Annotated in this window: 17 protein-coding genes and 1 pseudogene; 12 read left to right on the forward strand and 6 right to left on the reverse strand. The window is 65.7% G+C overall.

Annotated features, from left to right (window positions below):
- Nucleotides 1-25: 25 nt before the first annotated feature.
- From FBY36_RS11735 to FBY36_RS11745, 3 genes are read right to left on the reverse strand one after another with little or no spacing between them, the layout of a single operon-like run.
- On the reverse strand, nt 26-1,219 hold the full coding sequence (locus FBY36_RS11735) for an acetyl-CoA acetyltransferase (RefSeq protein WP_142119580.1): 1,194 nt from the start codon (nt 1,217-1,219) through the stop codon (nt 26-28).
- A complete protein-coding gene (locus tag FBY36_RS11740; RefSeq protein ID WP_142119582.1) occupies nt 1,216-1,887 on the reverse strand; it encodes a CoA transferase subunit B in 672 nt (223 codons plus the stop codon). The genes FBY36_RS11735 and FBY36_RS11740 overlap by 4 nt, the downstream gene beginning before the upstream one ends.
- Nucleotides 1,888-1,946: 59 nt before the next feature.
- Nucleotides 1,947-2,663 carry a CoA transferase subunit A gene (locus tag FBY36_RS11745; RefSeq protein ID WP_142119584.1) on the reverse strand — a complete coding sequence of 239 codons (717 nt, stop codon included), beginning with the start codon at nt 2,661-2,663 and terminating at the stop codon, nt 1,947-1,949.
- A gap of 165 nt (nt 2,664-2,828) precedes the next feature.
- On the opposite strand from FBY36_RS11745, the gene FBY36_RS11750 reads away from it, so the two are divergent.
- Nucleotides 2,829-3,614: an IclR family transcriptional regulator gene (locus FBY36_RS11750; protein WP_142119586.1), complete on the forward strand. Its 786-nt coding sequence runs from the start codon at nt 2,829-2,831 to the stop codon at nt 3,612-3,614.
- Between the two features lie 98 nt (nt 3,615-3,712).
- Here FBY36_RS11750 and nadE read toward each other — a convergent pair whose 3' ends face one another.
- Nucleotides 3,713-4,567, reverse strand: coding sequence for an ammonia-dependent NAD(+) synthetase (nadE, locus tag FBY36_RS11755; RefSeq protein ID WP_142119588.1), 855 nt, complete (start codon nt 4,565-4,567; stop codon nt 3,713-3,715).
- A 75-nt stretch (nt 4,568-4,642) separates the two neighbouring features.
- Here nadE and FBY36_RS11760 point away from each other — a divergent pair.
- The 5 genes and pseudogenes from FBY36_RS11760 to FBY36_RS11775 form a co-directional block, all read left to right on the forward strand.
- A pseudogene (locus FBY36_RS11760) lies at nt 4,643-5,890 on the forward strand (FAD-dependent oxidoreductase); the annotation flags it as partial.
- 48 nt (nt 5,891-5,938) lie between these two features.
- On the forward strand, nt 5,939-6,523 hold the full coding sequence (gene pyrE, locus FBY36_RS20705; protein ID WP_200830576.1) for an orotate phosphoribosyltransferase: 585 nt from the start codon (nt 5,939-5,941) through the stop codon (nt 6,521-6,523).
- A 139-nt stretch (nt 6,524-6,662) separates the two neighbouring features.
- Nucleotides 6,663-7,409: a GAF and ANTAR domain-containing protein gene (locus FBY36_RS11765; protein WP_235008807.1), complete on the forward strand. Its 747-nt coding sequence runs from the start codon at nt 6,663-6,665 to the stop codon at nt 7,407-7,409.
- A gap of 82 nt (nt 7,410-7,491) precedes the next feature.
- Nucleotides 7,492-8,109 (forward strand): hypothetical protein, encoded by a 618-nt coding sequence (locus tag FBY36_RS11770; RefSeq protein ID WP_142119594.1) that lies wholly within the window; start codon nt 7,492-7,494, stop codon nt 8,107-8,109.
- Between the two features lie 69 nt (nt 8,110-8,178).
- On the forward strand, nt 8,179-9,219 hold the full coding sequence (locus FBY36_RS11775) for an alpha/beta fold hydrolase (protein ID WP_142119596.1): 1,041 nt from the start codon (nt 8,179-8,181) through the stop codon (nt 9,217-9,219).
- On the opposite strand, the gene FBY36_RS11780 is transcribed toward FBY36_RS11775, so the two are convergent.
- Nucleotides 9,216-10,055: an HAD-IIA family hydrolase gene (locus FBY36_RS11780; RefSeq protein ID WP_056337160.1), complete on the reverse strand. Its 840-nt coding sequence runs from the start codon at nt 10,053-10,055 to the stop codon at nt 9,216-9,218. The two genes, FBY36_RS11775 and FBY36_RS11780, sit on opposite strands and share 4 nt — an antisense overlap.
- Before the next feature lie 40 nt (nt 10,056-10,095).
- Between FBY36_RS11780 and FBY36_RS11785 the strand changes: the two genes are divergently transcribed.
- From FBY36_RS11785 to FBY36_RS11795, 3 genes are all read left to right on the forward strand, one after another.
- Nucleotides 10,096-10,770 (forward strand): TrmH family RNA methyltransferase, encoded by a 675-nt coding sequence (locus tag FBY36_RS11785; protein ID WP_142119598.1) that lies wholly within the window; start codon nt 10,096-10,098, stop codon nt 10,768-10,770.
- Between the two features lie 122 nt (nt 10,771-10,892).
- Nucleotides 10,893-11,912, forward strand: a complete 1,020-nt coding sequence (fbaA, locus tag FBY36_RS11790) for a class II fructose-bisphosphate aldolase (protein WP_142119601.1) — start codon at nt 10,893-10,895, stop codon at nt 11,910-11,912.
- Nucleotides 11,913-12,335, forward strand: coding sequence for a DUF3151 domain-containing protein (locus FBY36_RS11795; protein ID WP_142119603.1), 423 nt, complete (start codon nt 11,913-11,915; stop codon nt 12,333-12,335).
- 83 nt (nt 12,336-12,418) lie between these two features.
- Here the strand turns inward: FBY36_RS11795 and FBY36_RS11800 are convergent, their stop codons facing one another.
- Nucleotides 12,419-13,048 (reverse strand): uracil-DNA glycosylase, encoded by a 630-nt coding sequence (locus FBY36_RS11800; RefSeq protein ID WP_142119606.1) that lies wholly within the window; start codon nt 13,046-13,048, stop codon nt 12,419-12,421.
- 327 nt (nt 13,049-13,375) lie between these two features.
- Here FBY36_RS11800 and FBY36_RS11805 point away from each other — a divergent pair, with 327 nt between their 5' ends.
- From FBY36_RS11805 to FBY36_RS11815, 3 genes are all read left to right on the forward strand, one after another.
- Entirely contained in the window at nt 13,376-14,431 is a 1,056-nt protein-coding gene (locus tag FBY36_RS11805; RefSeq protein WP_142119608.1) for a M14 family zinc carboxypeptidase, read from the forward strand.
- A 237-nt stretch (nt 14,432-14,668) separates the two neighbouring features.
- Nucleotides 14,669-15,958 (forward strand): adenylosuccinate synthase, encoded by a 1,290-nt coding sequence (locus tag FBY36_RS11810; RefSeq protein WP_142119610.1) that lies wholly within the window; start codon nt 14,669-14,671, stop codon nt 15,956-15,958.
- Nucleotides 15,959-16,146: 188 nt separating this feature from the next.
- Nucleotides 16,147-16,518 (forward strand): YegP family protein, encoded by a 372-nt coding sequence (locus FBY36_RS11815; RefSeq protein ID WP_142119612.1) that lies wholly within the window; start codon nt 16,147-16,149, stop codon nt 16,516-16,518.
- Nucleotides 16,519-16,662: the final 144 nt, after the last annotated feature.

The raw sequence follows: 16,662 nt of genomic DNA on the forward strand, positions 1-16,662 counted from the left end.
CGACCGCGGATCCCACCGCAGGATGCTAGACGGCTTCGAGGATGCTGACGTAGTTGGCGATGCCCACGCCGCCCATGTTCTGTATGGCTGCCCGGCGCGGGGCGGCCAGCTGCATGTCCCCGGCCGTCCCGGTCAGCTGCATGGCTGCCAGGACGTGCTGGGAAACACCGGTGGCGCCTACCGGGTGGCCCTTGGACTTGAGTCCGCCGGAGACGTTGACCGGCAGCTTTCCGTCCTTGTGGACCCAGCCTTCGCTGAGGGCGCGGGAGCCCTGGCCGGGTTGGGTCAGGCCCATGGCCTCGTACATGAGCAGCTCGGCGATGGTGAAGCAGTCATGGACTTCGGCCAGGTCCAGGTCCTCGATCCCGACGCCGGCCATGGCCAGGGCGCGCTGCCACGAGACCCGGGTTGCCTCGAAGGCGGTAGGGTCGCGGCGGTCGGTGGGGAAGAAGTCGTTGGCCTGGCCGAAGCCGGCCAGGCGCACCGGATCCGTGGCGCCACCGGTAGGTGAAACGGACAGCACGACGGCGGCTGCCCCGTCGGAGACAGGGGAACAGTCCGTGCGGCGCAGGGGATCAGCCACCAGCGGGTTCTTGTCCGAGACGGTTTGGCAGAACTCCTCGCCGAGGTCCTTGCGGAGCTGGGCGTACGGGTTGTCCACGCCATTGCGGTGGTTCTTCGCTGCGATGGTGCCCAGCACGTCGCCCAGCTTCCCGCCGGCGTCGTAGCGTTTGGCGTAGTGCTTCGCCACCTCGGCGAAGAGCCCGGTGAAGCCGGTGGTGGAAGGCTTCCCGGCCATGTCATAGTCCGCGCCCAGCAGTCCGGCGCCCACCACATCCGCTCCGGCATGGGTCATCTTCTCGGCACCGATCACCAGGACAGTCCTGGCGGTGCCGGCCAGCAATGACTTGGTGCCCTGCTGGAAGGCCGCGGAACCGGAGGCACAGGCGTTCTCAACGCGGGTGGAGGGCACATTGGCCAGGTCGGGGGAGACCTGCAGTGCCAGGGAAGAGGGAAACGCCAGCGGCATCATGCCGGAGTTGAACTGGCCCACGTAGATTTCGTCGACCTGGCCGGGCTCGATGCCGGCGGTGGTGATTGCGTCCGTGGCCACCTGGACAATGAGGGATTCCAGGGTATCGTCGCTGAGTTTCCCGAATTTGCTGTGCCCCCAGCCGGTAATCAGGACATCCTTGCCGAACTGTTCCTTCAGGCTCATGCCGCCACTTCTCCATTCTCGAGCCGGACCTGGAAGTCGGCTTCGGTCTTCTCCCGGATCTCCGCCACGGTGACCCCCGGTGCCAGCCGGGTCAGCGTGAGCTGCCGCCCGCCGTCGTCCGTCTTTTCAAGGTCAAAGACCGCAAGGTCGCTGATGATCCGGTCCACGCAGCTGAGCCCGGTCAGCGGGAGGGTGCATTCGCGGACGATCTTGGCGGTGCCGTCCTTGGCGTTGTGTTCGGTGAGGACCACCACCCGCGGGGTCCCGGCGACGAGGTCCATTGCGCCGCCCATGCCCTTGACCATCTTCCCGGGGATGGTCCAGTTGGCCAGGTCCCCGCTGCCGGAAACCTGCATGGCTCCCAGGATGGCCACCTTGACGTGGCCGCCGCGGATCATCCCAAAGGAGGTGGCGGAGTCGAAGATGCTGCCGCCGGGCAGTACCGTCACGGTCTGCTTGCCGGCATTGATGAGGTCGGCATCCTCTTCGCCCTCATACGGGAAAGGGCCCATGCCCAGCAGCCCGTTCTCGCTCTGCAGGACCACCCGCACGCCGTCGGGCAGGTTGTTGGCCACCAGCGTGGGGATGCCGATCCCCAGGTTCACGTAGTCGCCGTCGTTCAATTCTTCGGCCGCGATCGCAGCCATTTCATCCCTGGTCCATCCCATGGGGTTCTCCTTTAGTGGTCTTGGCTGTACTTAGTTGGGCGGACGGCGCCCGGTTGCAGTCAGGCAGAGACCAAGCCGGCGCGCTGCCTGACGGTCCGCTGCTCGATGTCCTTGACCCGGTCCGTGGCCTGCACCAGCCGCTGGACAAAGACGCCGGGGGTCACAATGTGGTTCGGGTCCAGGTGGCCGGGCTCCACGATCACTTCCGCCTCGGCGATGGTCAGCTTCCCGGTGGTGGCCACCACAGGGTTGAAGTTCCGGGCGGTGTAGCGGTAAATGAGGTTGCCGTCCGTGTCCGCGGTGTGCGCGTGGACCAGTGCGACGTCGGCCCGGATGGCGCGCTCCTGGACGTAGGTTTCGCCGTCGAACACCTCATGCGGCTTGCCATCGGCAACCAGGGTGCCCACGCCGGTCTTCGTGTAGAAAGCCGGGATTCCGGCGCCGCCAGCGCGAAGCCGCTCAGCCAGCGTGCCCTGCGGGGTGAATTCCACCTCAAGCCTGCCGGCAAGGTACTGCTCCGCGAACAGCTTGTTCTCACCGACGTAGGATGCGATCACTTTGCGCACCTGGCCGGCCTCGATCAGGATGCCCAGCCCTTTGCCGTCCACACCCATGTTGTTGGACACCACGGTGAGGTCCCGGACGCCGGAACCACGAACGGCTTCAATCAGGTCGGCCGGAATGCCGCTCAGGCCAAACCCTCCTACGGCGAGGGTCATGCCGTCCTGCAGGGCCCCTTCCAGGGCGGCGGCGGCAGAAGCCTGGAGTTTCTTCATGTCGTCTCCTCGTTGAGCGCGGCGGTGTCCACTAAGTGGATACCGGGGATCTGAATTTGGAGACTACGGGCGCTTGCTTTCGTCTGTCAAGGATCCGCAATAGCTCATTTACAGTGTGGACAGTACGATTGCAGGTATCCATATTGTGGACGTTAGGGAGGGTTTATGGCGGCTATGCCGGTGCAGGGCGCGCAGGTGGTTACGCGGATCGCCGGGCTGATGAGGCTGGTGGGCCGGAGCGCGGAGGGGATGCCGCTGGTGGGGCTCGTGCGGGAGTCGGGCCTTACCCGTCCCACGGTCCACCGGCTCCTGACATCCCTTGCCGCGGAAGGCCTGCTGGACCATGAGCCTGTCACGGGCAACTGGGTGCTGGGCCCGGAAATCCTGCTCATGGGTTCGGTGGCTTCGGCGCGGTTCCCCATGGAGGACATCGCCCGGCCCAGCCTCCGGCGGCTGGCCCAGGCCACCGGCGAGAGCGCCTTCTTCTCCATCCGCCGCGGCGCCGGGACGGTCTGCCTGCTGCGTGAGGAGGGAAGCTTTCCTGTCCGCTCCTTCGTCCTGCACGAGGGTGTCCGGTTCCCGCTGGGGGTCGCATCGGCCGGGACCGCCATCATGGCCTTCCTTCCCGAAAGCGAGCAGGAGGAGTTGCTGGGCCGCTGGAGCGGACACGCAGGAGAGTTTGCCGGGAACCACAGGCCCGGACTGGTGCGGGAGAACCTGGCCCGCACCCGGCTGGCCGGCTATTCGGTGAACCCCGGGCTGGTCCTGGAGGGAAGCTGGGGGATGGGTGCCGCGGTGTTCGACCGCTCCGGGAAACCTGCCTGGGCGCTGTCGTTGACGGGCATTGAGCCGCGCTTCAAGCCGGAACGGCAGGAGGAACTGGGCGGCCTCCTCATGGCGGAGGCGCACCGGATCACGCAGCAGCTTGGCGGCGGTCGGCGGGCCCGCTGAGTCTCCAAGGCAACGGCGGGGAACGACGACGGCGGGCGGCGCCTTTTCGGTGCCGCCTGCCGTCGTGCTCCCCAAGGGTGGGGATTCAGCGAGGCTGCCTAGAGTCCGGCGCGGGGCTCCTCCGGGCCCTCGTGCTTCCACCAGGTGTCAAAGATGGTCACCGGCACGGTGCGCTTATGGCGGGTCCGGAGGTATTTCTGCTCGATCGATTCGGCAACCGCCTCCGGAACCTCCCGGCCTTCGAGGTAGTCGTCGATCTGGTCGTAGCTGAGGCCCAGCTCGTCCTCGTCCGTGCGGCCGGGCCGGTCATCGAGCAGGTCGGCGGTGGGCACTTTTTCCCAGACGCGGGCGGGCGCTCCCAGTTCAGCCAGCAAGGCCCGGTTCTGCCGCTTGTTCAGGCCGAACAGGGGCAGGATGTCCGCGCCGCCGTCGCCATACTTGGTGAAGAAGCCGGTGACGGACTCGGCGCCATGGTCCGTGCCGAGCACCAGGTAGTTGAATTCGCCAGCCAATGCATACTGGGCGATCATGCGGGTGCGTGCCTTGGTGTTGCCTTTGTGGAAGTCGGAGATCTCCGAGCCCACGGTCTTTTCAAACTCGTCTTCAAAACCGTCAACCGCAGCGGAAATGTCGAACGTCCATTCCGTCTTGGCCTTGATGAAGTCCAGCGCTGCCTGGGCGTCTTCCTCGTCATGCTGCACGCCGTACGGCAGGCGGACGGCCACGAAATTGGCCTCCACGCCCTCGGCCTCAAGCTCATCCACCGCCAGCTGTGCCAGCTTTCCGGCCAAGGAGGAATCCAGGCCGCCGGAGATGCCCAGGACAAAGCCCTTGGTGTGGGTTGCCTTCAGGTATTCCTTGAGGAACGTGACGCGTTTGCGCACCTCCCCTGCGGGATCGATCCGGGGCTGAACGCCCATTTCTTCAATGATCTTGGCCTGGAGTTCGCGCATGTGGTCCAGCCTAGCCAGCGCAGTCAACAACCCTCAACTGTTCCGGGCGGCCCGTCCGGGGCGTAGCGTGAACGCATGGAGCGGACAGGGTGTGCCGTGGTGGGCGGGGGCCCGGCGGGAATGATGCTGGGGCTTTTGCTGGCGCGCGCCGGGGTGCACGTGACGGTCCTGGAGAAGCACCGCGACTTCCTGCGCGATTTCCGCGGCGACACGGTACATGCCTCCACCATCCGCCTGATCGACGAACTTGGCCTGGGAGCCGGGTTCCGCAGCCTGCCGCAGAGCCGGCTGACCAACGTGGCGGTCCCGGTCCCGGGGGCCGGGCTGGTCACCCTGGCGGCCTTCGACTCTTTGAAACCCCCATACAACTACGTGGCCATGATGCCCCAATGGGACTTCCTGGATTTCCTCGCGTCCGCTGCCGCTGCGGAACCGACGTTTACGCTCCTCATGGAGAGCGGGGCCACCGGCCTGGAGTTCGACGGCGGCCGGGTCACCGGCGTGCGGTACCGCGCCGCCGACGGGGCCGAACACGTCCTCCATGCAGACACCGTGGTGGCCGCGGACGGCCGGCATTCAGTGCTGCGCCAGGCCGCGGGAATGCGCACGAGGGAGTTCCCGGTGCCGTTCGACACCTGGTGGTTCAGGCTCCCGCGCCGCGGTTCAGAGCAGGGCGAAGTGGCGGGTGTGGTTCCCTCACTGGGTGACCGGGATGCCATGATTGCCCTCAACCGCACTGACTACTACCAGCTGGGGTACCTCGCTCCCAAGGGCTCGGATGCCACGATCCGGGCCGGCGGCGTGGAACGGTTCCGGCAGCGCGTGGCGGCACTTCGTCCGGACCTCGCCGACCGCGTTGACTCGATCCGCAGCCTGGATGACCTGCATTGGCTGGACGTCAAACTGAACCGCCTGCGGCGCTGGTATATCGACGGTTTCCTGTGCATCGGGGACGCCGCCCATGCGATGTCACCGGCCGGGGGCGTGGGCATCAACCTGGCCATCCAGGACGCAGTGGCCGCCGCGGAACGGCTTGCACCGGACCTGCGCCGGGGCCGGGTGCGGACCCGGACCCTTGCCGCGATCCAGCGCCGCCGCAGCATGCCCACGGTGATGGTCCAGACCGTGCAGCGGGTCATGCACCGGGTGGTGTTCGTTCCGCTCTTCGCGGGGAGGTTGTCCGGTGGGGTCCTGGGCCGCGATCATGCCCGCACCGCGCTCTCGATCCAGCGGCTGGCCTTCTTCGTCCTGCGCCACAACCCGGTGGTCAAGCGCGTCCTGCCGCGCGTCATCGCCTTCGGGCCGCGCCCCGAACATGCACCGGGCTTTGCCCGCCCGCTGACCGTCAACCCACCCACTAAACTTGAGCCCATGACTTCGCCCACTGACACTGCGGTCGACACCGCAGCTGCCCGCGCCCGCCTGCTCGAACTCATCAAGGAACTCGCCGTGGTCCGCGGCAAGGTGATCCTCTCGAGCGGAGCCGAGGCTGACTACTACATCGACCTCCGCCGCATCACCCTGCACCACGAGGCGTCCAAGCTGGTGGGCCAGGTAATGCTCGCACTGGCGGACGACGCCGGGATCGACTTTGAGTGCGCGGGCGGACTGACCATGGGCGCCGACCCCGTTGGCACCGCCGTGATGCATGCTGCCGCTGATGCCGGCCGGGCCGTTGACGCCTTCGTGGTCCGCAAGGCCCAGAAGTCGTACGGCATGGGCCGGCAGGTGGAGGGCCCGTCGGTCGAGGGGCGCAAGGTCCTGGTCCTGGAGGATACCTCCACGACCGGCGGTTCTGCGCTGACCGCAGTGGAAGGCGTCCGGAAAGCCGGCGGCAACGTGGTGGCGGTGGCCGTCATCGTGGACCGTGATACCGGCGCCAAGGAAAAAATCGAAGCCGAAACAGGCGTTCCGTACCTGTTCGCGTTCGGCAAGGACGAGCTGGGACTGGCTTAGTCCTGCAGGGCCCCCGGGCAGGAGTCCGGGGGCGGCAAGAGGATGGCAGTTGGCCGGGCTGTTGGCGCTGTTTTATGATATGCGGTAACACTTTTTAGTTGCTTGGAGACCCCGCACCTTGCTCCCCCCACAACAGCCTTTGAGCGCAACCGACCAGGTCCAGAACCTCATCCTGGAAAGCGCCGACTTCGAGGACTTCCTCAACGAACTGGCCCGTTTCTCCGCCCACCAGATGGCCGGCGACGGCGACGACGCCCTGTGCGGCATCACCCTGCTGCGCGACCGCAAGGCGGCCACCATCGGCTGGAGCAGCGACTCCGCCCGGGAAGTGGACGAAATCCAGTATTCGCTGTCCCAGGGCCCCTGCCTTACGGCCGCTGAGGAGGAACGTGAAGTCCACGTTCCCGACCTCCTGGAGGAGAACCGGTGGGGGCCCGATTACGCCACAGCCGTCGCGTCCCACGGGCTGCGCTCGGTGCTCTCCCTCCCGTTCACCCTGCAGGGCGAGGCCAAGGCGGCCCTGAACCTCTATTCCGATGTTCCCCGTAAATTCGAGGGGAACGCCGCGGCCAGGGCAAGGGACTTCACCCGCGAGATTTCACAGGCCCTGCGCCTTGCCGTCCGGTTCTCACTGCATGCCGACAGCGCGTCAAACCTCCGGGCCACCCTGGAGTCCCGCACCATCATTGACATCGCCGTTGGCATTGTCATGGCACAAAACCGCTGCAGCCAGCAGGCTGCCGTCCAAATCCTCACCGAGGCGTCCAGCAACAGCAACACCAAGCTGCGGGACATCGCCAAAACCCTGGTGGATTCGGTGGGCGGCACCGGTGCCCGGACGCACTACGAGGAACCGGGCAAGGTAAGCCAGGGCACACGCTCCTAAGGGACGGGTTGTGCGGGGGCTCCCGTGAAGGTTACGCTTGCGGAGGTTGAGCCGTCGGCCATAGACCTCTTTTGGAGTACCTATGGACCGAGCATTAGAAGCAGTTGTTAACTATGATGTCCCCGCAGACGTTGTCCGGATTGAAGTCCGGGGCAGCCTGACGTGCGGTTCCCGCCCCCACCTGATCCACATCATCCGCCGTGTCCGGCGAATGGGCATCCGCTGCCACATTTGCGTCGACCTGTCGCAGGCCGAACTTGTGGAGTCCTCCGCCCTGGCCGGACTGCGCAGTGACCTGAACGTTCTGGACGCCAACACCCTGGCCGGTGGCAGCGCCGGGGTTTCCCTCCAGCTGACACCCCTTGCCCGCACCGCTTCCTTGGGCGGTCCCTCCAGTGACCAGCCGCTGCCCATGGACGATGACATCCGGGAACTGTTCCCTGGCGGCCGCTTCGCCGGTGAGTATCCGCACCTGCCCGTCATGTGGATCGAGGAGCTGTACGGCCGGCCACTCACGGAATATTCGAATGACGAGCTCCTTGCGGCCAGTGACGCGCTCTTCGCGCTGCTCGACAGCCCGCAGACCCAGGACAGCGCGGACCTGCTGGGCCGCTATAACGACATCGGACTCGAAATCCACCGCCGCCAGCAGGAACCGTCAGCCCCCCTCCCCGCCACGGAAGGCCAGGCAGCCAGCTGACCCCTGCGTCACCCAAGGGTTGAACCCGCCCGTTGCGGAGGCACGTTTGGGTGGGCTTACGGTAGGAGTGTGCCGTATGAGGGGGAGGTCAGTCCGCAGAGCCGGCGTGGGGTATCCGGTGCCCGGCTGCTGTCGGAGGCGGCTGCCCTTAAACGCTTCTCACGCCGCACGTTCCTGGCTGGCGCGGGGGCATCGGGGCTGCTCGCTGCCGACATGCTGGTGACCCGCGAGGTCCAGTCCCAGCGCCGCAGCACCAGGATCCTCAGCATTGCCGACGACTTTGCCGACGCCTACTACCCGGATGCCAGCTGGTTCCTGTTCCCGGGGTACAAGACAAGCTGGGAAGAGGCCCAATGGATCCTCAACACCATGCGCGGGGCGCTGAACAAGCGCGCCCGGCTCGCCGCCGTCGGATATTCCAACCTGGGGCTGAACATCGCCGAGGTGGTCAACGCGATCACCGACTACATCACCGCTGAGAAGATCACCAAGCTGTTCTTCTACGGGCACAGCTTTGGCGGGATGCTCGCCACCCAGGTGGCCGCCCGTCTGCTTGCCCTGACGGGAGTCCAGGTGCAGTTCATCCTCCTGGACTCCAGTCCCTACAGTGCCCACGACGTCCTGGACCAGAGCTGGTTCGACGGCGTGGTGTTTCTTTACGAACGCGGCGTCAGGTTCCCGTCCACGCTGCGCGGCGGGTACGAGCTGGGGGAGCGCATCATCCACAAGGACGAACGGAGCTGGCGCCAGATCCTGGACCAGACGCTGGAGCAGCTGTCCCCGATCGCCCCTTCAAATGTGCTGGTTCAGACGGAGTCCGCGTACATCTACCACTTCGAGGGACGCCAATTTGCCGGGAAGCTGGGGACGGCAAAGATGGCCTACATCGGCAACCCCAAGGACAAAACAGTCGATTACGAAACCGCGGCGGAAACCTGGGCGGTGGTGTTCAAGGACAACATGGTCTCCAGCAACCTGCAGACAACCGGTGCGGCGCCTGCCCACGCCAGCCCCGGCTGGAATCCGCAGATCTACCGGCCCCTGGTGGCGGAACTGCTGGACGGTTTCTTCCCGCTGCCCCGGGGCGGTTCCCGGGTGAGCATCTTCTAGATCTGGTTTTTCAGGTCCGCCACGGAGTTCAGCACCTGGTTTGGCCGGAACGGATACGCGGCAATGTCGTCCTTGTGCGTGATGCCGCTGAGGACCAGGACGGTGTGCAGTCCCGCCTCCATGCCGGCGATGATGTCCGTGTCCATGCGGTCGCCGATCATGGCGGTGGTCTCGGAATGCGCATCGATCTGGTTCATGGCGGAACGGAACATCATGGGATTCGGCTTGCCCACGATGTACGGCTCGCGTCCGGTGGCCTTTGTGATCAGCGCCGCGATGGCTCCGGTGGCCGGCATGGGGCCATCCTTCGAGGGGCCGGTGGCATCCGGGTTGGTGGCGATGAACCGGGCACCGGCAAGGATCAGGCGGATGGCCGTGGTGATGGCCTCAAAGGAGTACGTACGCGTCTCGCCAAGCACCACGAAGTCCGGGTTCTGGTCGGTGAGGATGAAGCCGGCCTCGTGCAGCGCCGTCGTCAGCCCTGCCTCGCCGATGGTGTAGGCGCGGTTCCCGGACTCCGAGCGCACCTGGTCCTTGAGGAACTGGGCCGTGGCCAGCGCGGAGGTCCAGATGTTCTCCTCAGGAATCTCCAGGCCGGAGGACCGCAGCCGGGCGGCAAGGTCGCGGGGGGTGAAGATGGAGTTGTTGGTCAGTACCAGAAAGCGCTTGGACGTATCCACCCACCGCTGGATCAGCTCTGCGGCGCCGGGGATCGGCTGGTTCTCGTGGACCAGGACGCCGTCCATGTCCGTCAGCCAGCACTCAATCTCCTGGCCGCTGCGGTAAACCGCGGGGTTTCCTGCTACCTGGTCTTCTTCTGCCACGACTACCTCCACCGGTGATGAATGCTCCAGTGGTCCAGTCTAGTGTTGAGGGGTGAACCAGACGCCCGGCCTGCCAGACGAACCCCGCCACGAGCCCGGGGAGGCCGAACCCGCAAAGGCGGAGGTCGGGGTCGGGCCCTGGGAGGGGGAAATGCCCCAAGGCGACCACTGGGACCCCGACCTCCTGGCCGACGGCGACCGGCGCAATGTCCTGGACAAGTACCGCTACTGGAAGCACGAGGCGATCGTGGCGGAGCTGGACTCCCGGCGGCACAACTTCCACGTGGCCATCGAGAACTGGCAGCACGACCTGAATATCGGCACGGTGGTGCGCACCGCCAATGCCTTCCTCGCCAAAGAGGTGCACATCATCGGCCGACGGCGGTGGAACCGGCGCGGCGCCATGGTCACCGACCGCTACCAGCACGTCCGCCACCACCCCACCGTTGAGGACTTCGTCCAGTGGGCGCAGGGGGAGGGGCTGGCGATCATCGGCATCGACATCTTCCCGGATTCGGTCCCGCTGGAGACGTACGAGCTGCCGCGCGACTGCGTGCTGGTGTTCGGGCAGGAAGGCCCCGGCCTGACTCCGGAAGTCCACCAGGCCGCCGCCGCCACCCTGTCCATCGAGCAGTTCGGCTCCACCCGCTCCATCAACGCGGCCTCCGCGGCCGCCATCGCCATGCACGCCTGGATCCGCCGGCACGTGTTCAACCAGCACGTCTGAGTGTTACTGCGCGGTGACCCGAAACACCCTCCCGCCCCGGGAATGGCTAGGATGGTGCCTAGCCGTAAGCGGTCTACTTGAGGGTCTTCCACCCACAGACGAAACTCAGCAGAGGAGCCAGCATGCCCATTGCAACCCCAGAGATCTACTCCGAAATGATCGACCGCGCGAAGGCGGGCGGCTTCGCATACCCGGCCGTGAACGTCACGTCCTCGCAGACGCTGAACGCAGCGCTCCGCGGGTTCGCCGAGGCGGAGTCTGACGGCATCGTCCAGGTTTCCACCGGTGGCGCCGCCTACTGGTCCGGCGCATCCACCAAGGACATGGTTGCCGGTTCCCTGGGCTTCGCAGCGTTCGCCCGTGAAGTGGCCAAGAACTACGGCGTCAACGTCGCCCTGCACACGGACCACTGCCCCAAGGACAAGCTGGACGGTTTCGTCCTGCCCCTGCTCGAGGCTTCCGAGGCTGAGGTCAAGGCCGGCCGCAACCCGCTGTTCAACTCCCACATGTGGGACGGCTCGGCAGAGACCCTGCAGGAGAACCTGAAGATCGCTCGCGACCTGCTGGCCCGCACCGCCGCCGCCAAGATGATCCTCGAGGTGGAGATCGGCACCGTCGGCGGCGAAGAGGACGGCGTTGAGAACGCCATCAATGACAAGCTGTACACCACGGTGGAAGACGCCCTGGCCACCATCGACGCCCTCGGCTCCGGCGAGAACGGCCGCTACATCACGGCCCTGACCTTCGGCAACGTCCACGGCGTCTACAAGCCCGGCGGCGTCAAGCTCCGCCCGGAGATCCTCAAGGACATCCAGGCCCAGGTGGGCTCGAAGATCGGCAAGGACAACCCGTTCGACCTGGTGTTCCACGGCGGCTCCGGCTCCTCCGACCAGGAAATCGCCGACGCCGTCTCCTTCGGCGTGATCAAGATGAACATCGACACGGACACCCAGTACGCCTACACGCGTCCCGTGGCCGACCACATGTTCAAGAACTACGACGGCGTCCTGAAGGTGGACGGCGAAGTGGGCAACAAGAAGACCTACGACCCCCGCGTGTGGGGCGCTTCCGCCGAAGCCGGCCTGGCAGCCCGCGTGGTGGAAGCCACCAAGCAGCTCGGTTCGGCCGGAAAGACCTTCTAAATGTCGGACGAGTTCCGCCGGAACCTGATGGGGCCGGAGCCCACGCTCCTGCCCGCCGAAACCGAGGTGTACGGACAGCTCGCGGCCGGTCACGAGGCCCTGGACCTGGTGGAAAAGCACCCCACGTCCTCGCTTTTGTGGGCCGTCCTGGCCGAGGAGGCATGGACAGAGGGCCGCACCATCGATTCCTACGCCTACGCCCGGGTGGGTTACCACCGTGGACTGGACGCGCTGCGCCGCAACGGCTGGCGGGGTGTGGGCCCCATCCCCTGGGAGCATGAGCCGAACCGCGGTTTCCTGCGGGCCCTCTACTCCCTGGGCAGGGCCTCGGCGGCCATCGGCGAGGCTGACGAGCCGGAGCGGATCGAGAAGTTCCTGAACGACTCCGACCCCACGGCGAAGGCAGCCATCGAGGGCAAGTAGCCCTGGGCGCTTAGACGACGACGGCGGGTGGCCACCTTTCTTGAAAGGTGGCCACCCGCCGTCGTCTGTTTGAAGCTGTTTGCTTAAGCTTTGGCGATACCCGTGCGGGCCATGGCGTCTGCGTAAGCCGCGCGCATGTCTTCCAGGTACTCCTCCTGGCGTGCCGGGGAACCGGCGAAGGCGCGGCCGCTCAGGGAGCGGACCTTGTAGGTCTTCAGGCCGCGGCGCCAGAGCAGGGGCACTTCGGTCTTCAGCAGGAGGTTGGCCAGGCGGTTGGCCTCCGTGCCGTGCGCCACGATCACCGAGGCGCGGGGGACCAGGGCCAGGAACTTCAGCAGGGGCTTCAGGCCTGCCTGGATCTGGTCCGGAGTGAACTTTCCGTTGGCTTCGCCCGGAAGGTGCCAAGGGTGGACGTTCCACGGCATGACGAACTCGGGGCGCAGGCCCAGCTTCCACTGGATCCCCAGCATCCGGGTAGCGGCATCCTGGTCTCCGGCCGTGATGAACCCTGACGGATCCGTCTCACCGATGTTGGAGAACAGGCTGATGATGCGGGTTTCCTCCACATCGTGCATCGGGTCCACATAGGGCACCACGGTTCCGGGCTTGGCCTCCTGCAGGGAATCGCACAGCTCGTTGACGGCGGCAACGCTGGGTTCGTAGCGGCGGCTCATGAGCTGTTCGTGGAATGTTTCGGGTGCCAGGGCTGTCATGAAGTGCTGGTTCTCCTGCGGGGATTGATATTGCTTCCACCGGCGAAAATGGGCGCACGGCGGCGCGGATCATCAACGGTGGTTAGTTGGGGTGGGCCGATTCCTGGTCGGCCTTTGCCAGTTTACCAAGCCTGGGGAAACGAAACGCCGGGCGCCTTCCACCAATGGAAGGCGCTGCCCGGTATTTTCGCTGCTCACAGGTGTGCTTTCAGGTTTTGTCCAGCGTATTGACAGTTTTCGTTAGGCTTGCTTGGCTGGGTGTCACATGCCGCCGCCGTGATGAAGCGGCTGGGCGGTACCCGAAGCACTCGAAAGAGGTAACGCACTGTGACGAAATCCTTCAGGATCCTTGCCGTAACCGGAGCCTTGGCGCTCGCCGTCGTGGCAGGCCCGGCGCCGCTGGCCAATGCCGTGGGCGAAGGGCCCACCTACGACGGCAATGGCCAGATCACCACGTCGAAGCTGGCCACCTATGACCAGCTGGTCTCGTTCCTGAAGGACCAGGACGCACGCCAGCCGGCCATGGAGCTGGAGGTCATCGGCCAGACCGTCAAGGGCCGCGACATCCACCTGGTGAAGTACATCTCGGATCCGGCCAAGCCCACCATCCTGTACCTCACCCAACAGCACGGCAATGAACAGCTCACCACCGAAGGTGCCATGGAGTTCATCAAGCACCTGGGGACGGGAAAGTCTGCAGGCATCCTGGACGGCGTGAACATCCTGATCGTGCCCATGCTCAATGCGGACGGCGCCATGGGGGACGTCAACTTCTCCCTGGAGGACTATCTGGCCAAGGGGGACCGGCACCTCACCCGCTACAACGCAGAGGGTGTGGACCTGAACCGGGACCACGTGGCCAAGATCCAGCCGGAAACCCAGGCGCTGCACAACAACGTGATGCGCAAGTACCGCATCGACTACATGATCGACCTGCACCACCAGGGCACCCGGGCCGAGCGCGACGGAAAGCTGGTCTCCGGCTCCATCCTGTATCCCACCACCCCGAACGCCGACCCCGCCGTCGTGGAGAAATCCAAGCAGCTCGGCGCCGTGGTCTTCAACAATGTCGACTCCACCGGCTGGGGCCACCTGGGCAAGTACCAGGGCGGCAGTGCCGAGACCATCAGCCGCAACGGCCTTTCGGTGGAATACGGAATTGCCACCCTGCTCTTCGAGATGCGCGGCATGTCGGACCACTACGTGGACGGCTATGCGCTGGGGCAGCGGAGCAACGGCTACCTGATCCAGCAGACGGTCACCACGCTGACCTCCACTGCCGCGGCCATCGCGGATGGATCAATTGCCGACGCCGACACCTCCTTCTGGGACACGCTTGCCGAGCAGACGTCCCGGCCTGCAGGGGAAGCCGAAGACGAGTAACAGCCCGGCGCCGCCGCGGCCCTTTCTTCAGCAAGGGCCGCGGCGGGCCCCAACCGTGGACAAAGTGTCCCATCGGCTAAACTTGGGTGGTAAGAGCCCCGGAACTCTTGCTTCGCCGTGCCGCCCCGCGGACCAGCGAAGACCGGTCGATTCGGGGCATTCTCATGAACGGTGCAGCATGGGCCCCGCCACCAGGTGGCAGGACCCGGGCAGCCCGAACGAATGGGGGAGGATCCCATGCCAGCAATTGTGATCGTAGGAGCCCAGTGGGGCGACGAAGGAAAAGGCAAGGCCACCGACCTTCTGGGCGGCCGCGTTGACTACGTCGTCAAGCCCAACGGCGGCAACAACGCCGGGCACACCGTCGTCGTAGGCGGTGAAAAGTACGAACTCAAGCTGCTGCCGGCAGGCATCCTCAGCCCCAACGCTGTTCCCATTATCGGCAACGGCTGCGTGGTGAACCTCGAGGCCCTCTTCCAGGAAATCGACGGGCTCCAGGCCCGCGGCGCCGACACCTCAAAGCTTCGCGTTTCCGCCAACGCCCACCTGGTGGCCCCGTACCACCAGGTCCTGGACAAAGTGACGGAGCGCTTCCTGGGCAGCCGCGCCATCGGAACCACCGGCCGCGGCATTGGCCCCGCCTACATGGACAAGGTGGCCCGCCTGGGCATCCGCGTCCAGGACGTCTTTGACGAGTCCATCCTCCGCCAGAAGGTGGAAGGCTCGCTGCGCCAGAAGAACGAACTGCTGGTCAAGGTCTACAACCGCCGCGGCGTGGTGGTGGACGAGATCGTGGAGTACTTCCTGTCCTTCGCGGACCGGCTCCGCCCGCTGGTCATCGACAGCACCCTGGTCCTGAACACCGCCTTGGACGAGGGCAAGGTAGTGCTCATGGAAGGCGGCCAAGCGACGTTCCTGGACGTGGACCACGGCACCTACCCGTTCGTCACCTCCTCCAACCCCACCGCCGGCGGTGCGTCAGTGGGCTCCGGCATCGGCCCCACCCGCATTTCGCGCTCGATCGGCATCATCAAGGCCTACACCACCCGCGTTGGCGCCGGACCGTTCCCCACGGAACTGTTCGACGAGATGGGCGTCTACCTGCAGAAGACCGGCGGCGAATTCGGCGTCAACACTGGCCGACCGCGCCGCTGCGGCTGGTACGACGCCGTGCTGGCCCGCCATGCTTCACGTGTGAACGGTTTCACGGACTACTTCGTCACCAAACTGGACGTGCTCACCGGCATCGAACAGATTCCCGTGTGCGTGGCCTACGACGTGGACGGCGTACGGCACGACGAAATGCCCATGACGCAGACCGAGTTCCACCACGCCAAGCCCATCTTCGAGTACTTCGAGGGCTGGACCGAGGACATCACCGGCGCCCGCACCCTGGCAGACCTGCCGGAGAACGCCCGGAACTACGTGCTGGCGCTGGAGAAGCTCTCCGGAACCCGCTTCTCCGCCATCGGCGTGGGCCCGGACCGGGACCAGACCATCGTGGTGAACGACCTCATCAACGACTGACACGCCCCTCCAGGGCAGGATGACGACGGCGGCAGGCCACCTTTGCAGGTGGCCTGCCGTTTGCGCGTCATGGGTTGTTCCTGGCGGGTGGTAAGCAATTTACACAGGCTTAACGCGCACGGTCTTGTGAGGCTGCACGCGCACCGGTGAGACTCGTTAGTACCCCTGGTGCCCAAGGAAAGACCGTCATGGCCGGAAAATTTGAAGCATTTATCGACGCTGATTCCTTCTTCCGGTTCCGGCTCCTGGCCCCGGATGGCGCAGTGGTGGCTGTCTCCGGGCCGTACCAGGACAAGCAGGCCCTCGCGGCCGGCATCGCTGCTGTCCGCGAGTGTGCCGGCACCGGTTTGGTCACGGACCTCTGTCCCGCAGGGGCCGCGGCGCGTCCCGCAACCGTGCCCGTTGCCACTGCTGCCGCCGCTTCCGCGGAGCGGCCCGCCGCCGTCGTACCCGTATGCAGCGAGGAGCGCATGCCCGCGAGATTGAACCCGTTCGCGCTGGCAAAGGCACCGCGCCGGCAGGCGACGCTGCCCCGGTGGACCAGGGCCGCTGCCCGCTGACAGCCGCGGAACAAACCATAAGAATTTTTTTTGATATCGCGTAACCCTTTCGGGGTGCGCAGCGATTACCCCTATGAAGTGCCGGTCTGGAACCTGTCCCCCATCACGTTCCAGACCGGCTCTTTTGTCTTTCCGCTCAACCGG

Origin of the sequence: Arthrobacter sp. SLBN-122 (assembly GCF_006715165.1) — a bacterium.
In the GTDB taxonomy this organism is placed as follows: Bacteria; Actinomycetota; Actinomycetes; order Actinomycetales; family Micrococcaceae; genus Arthrobacter.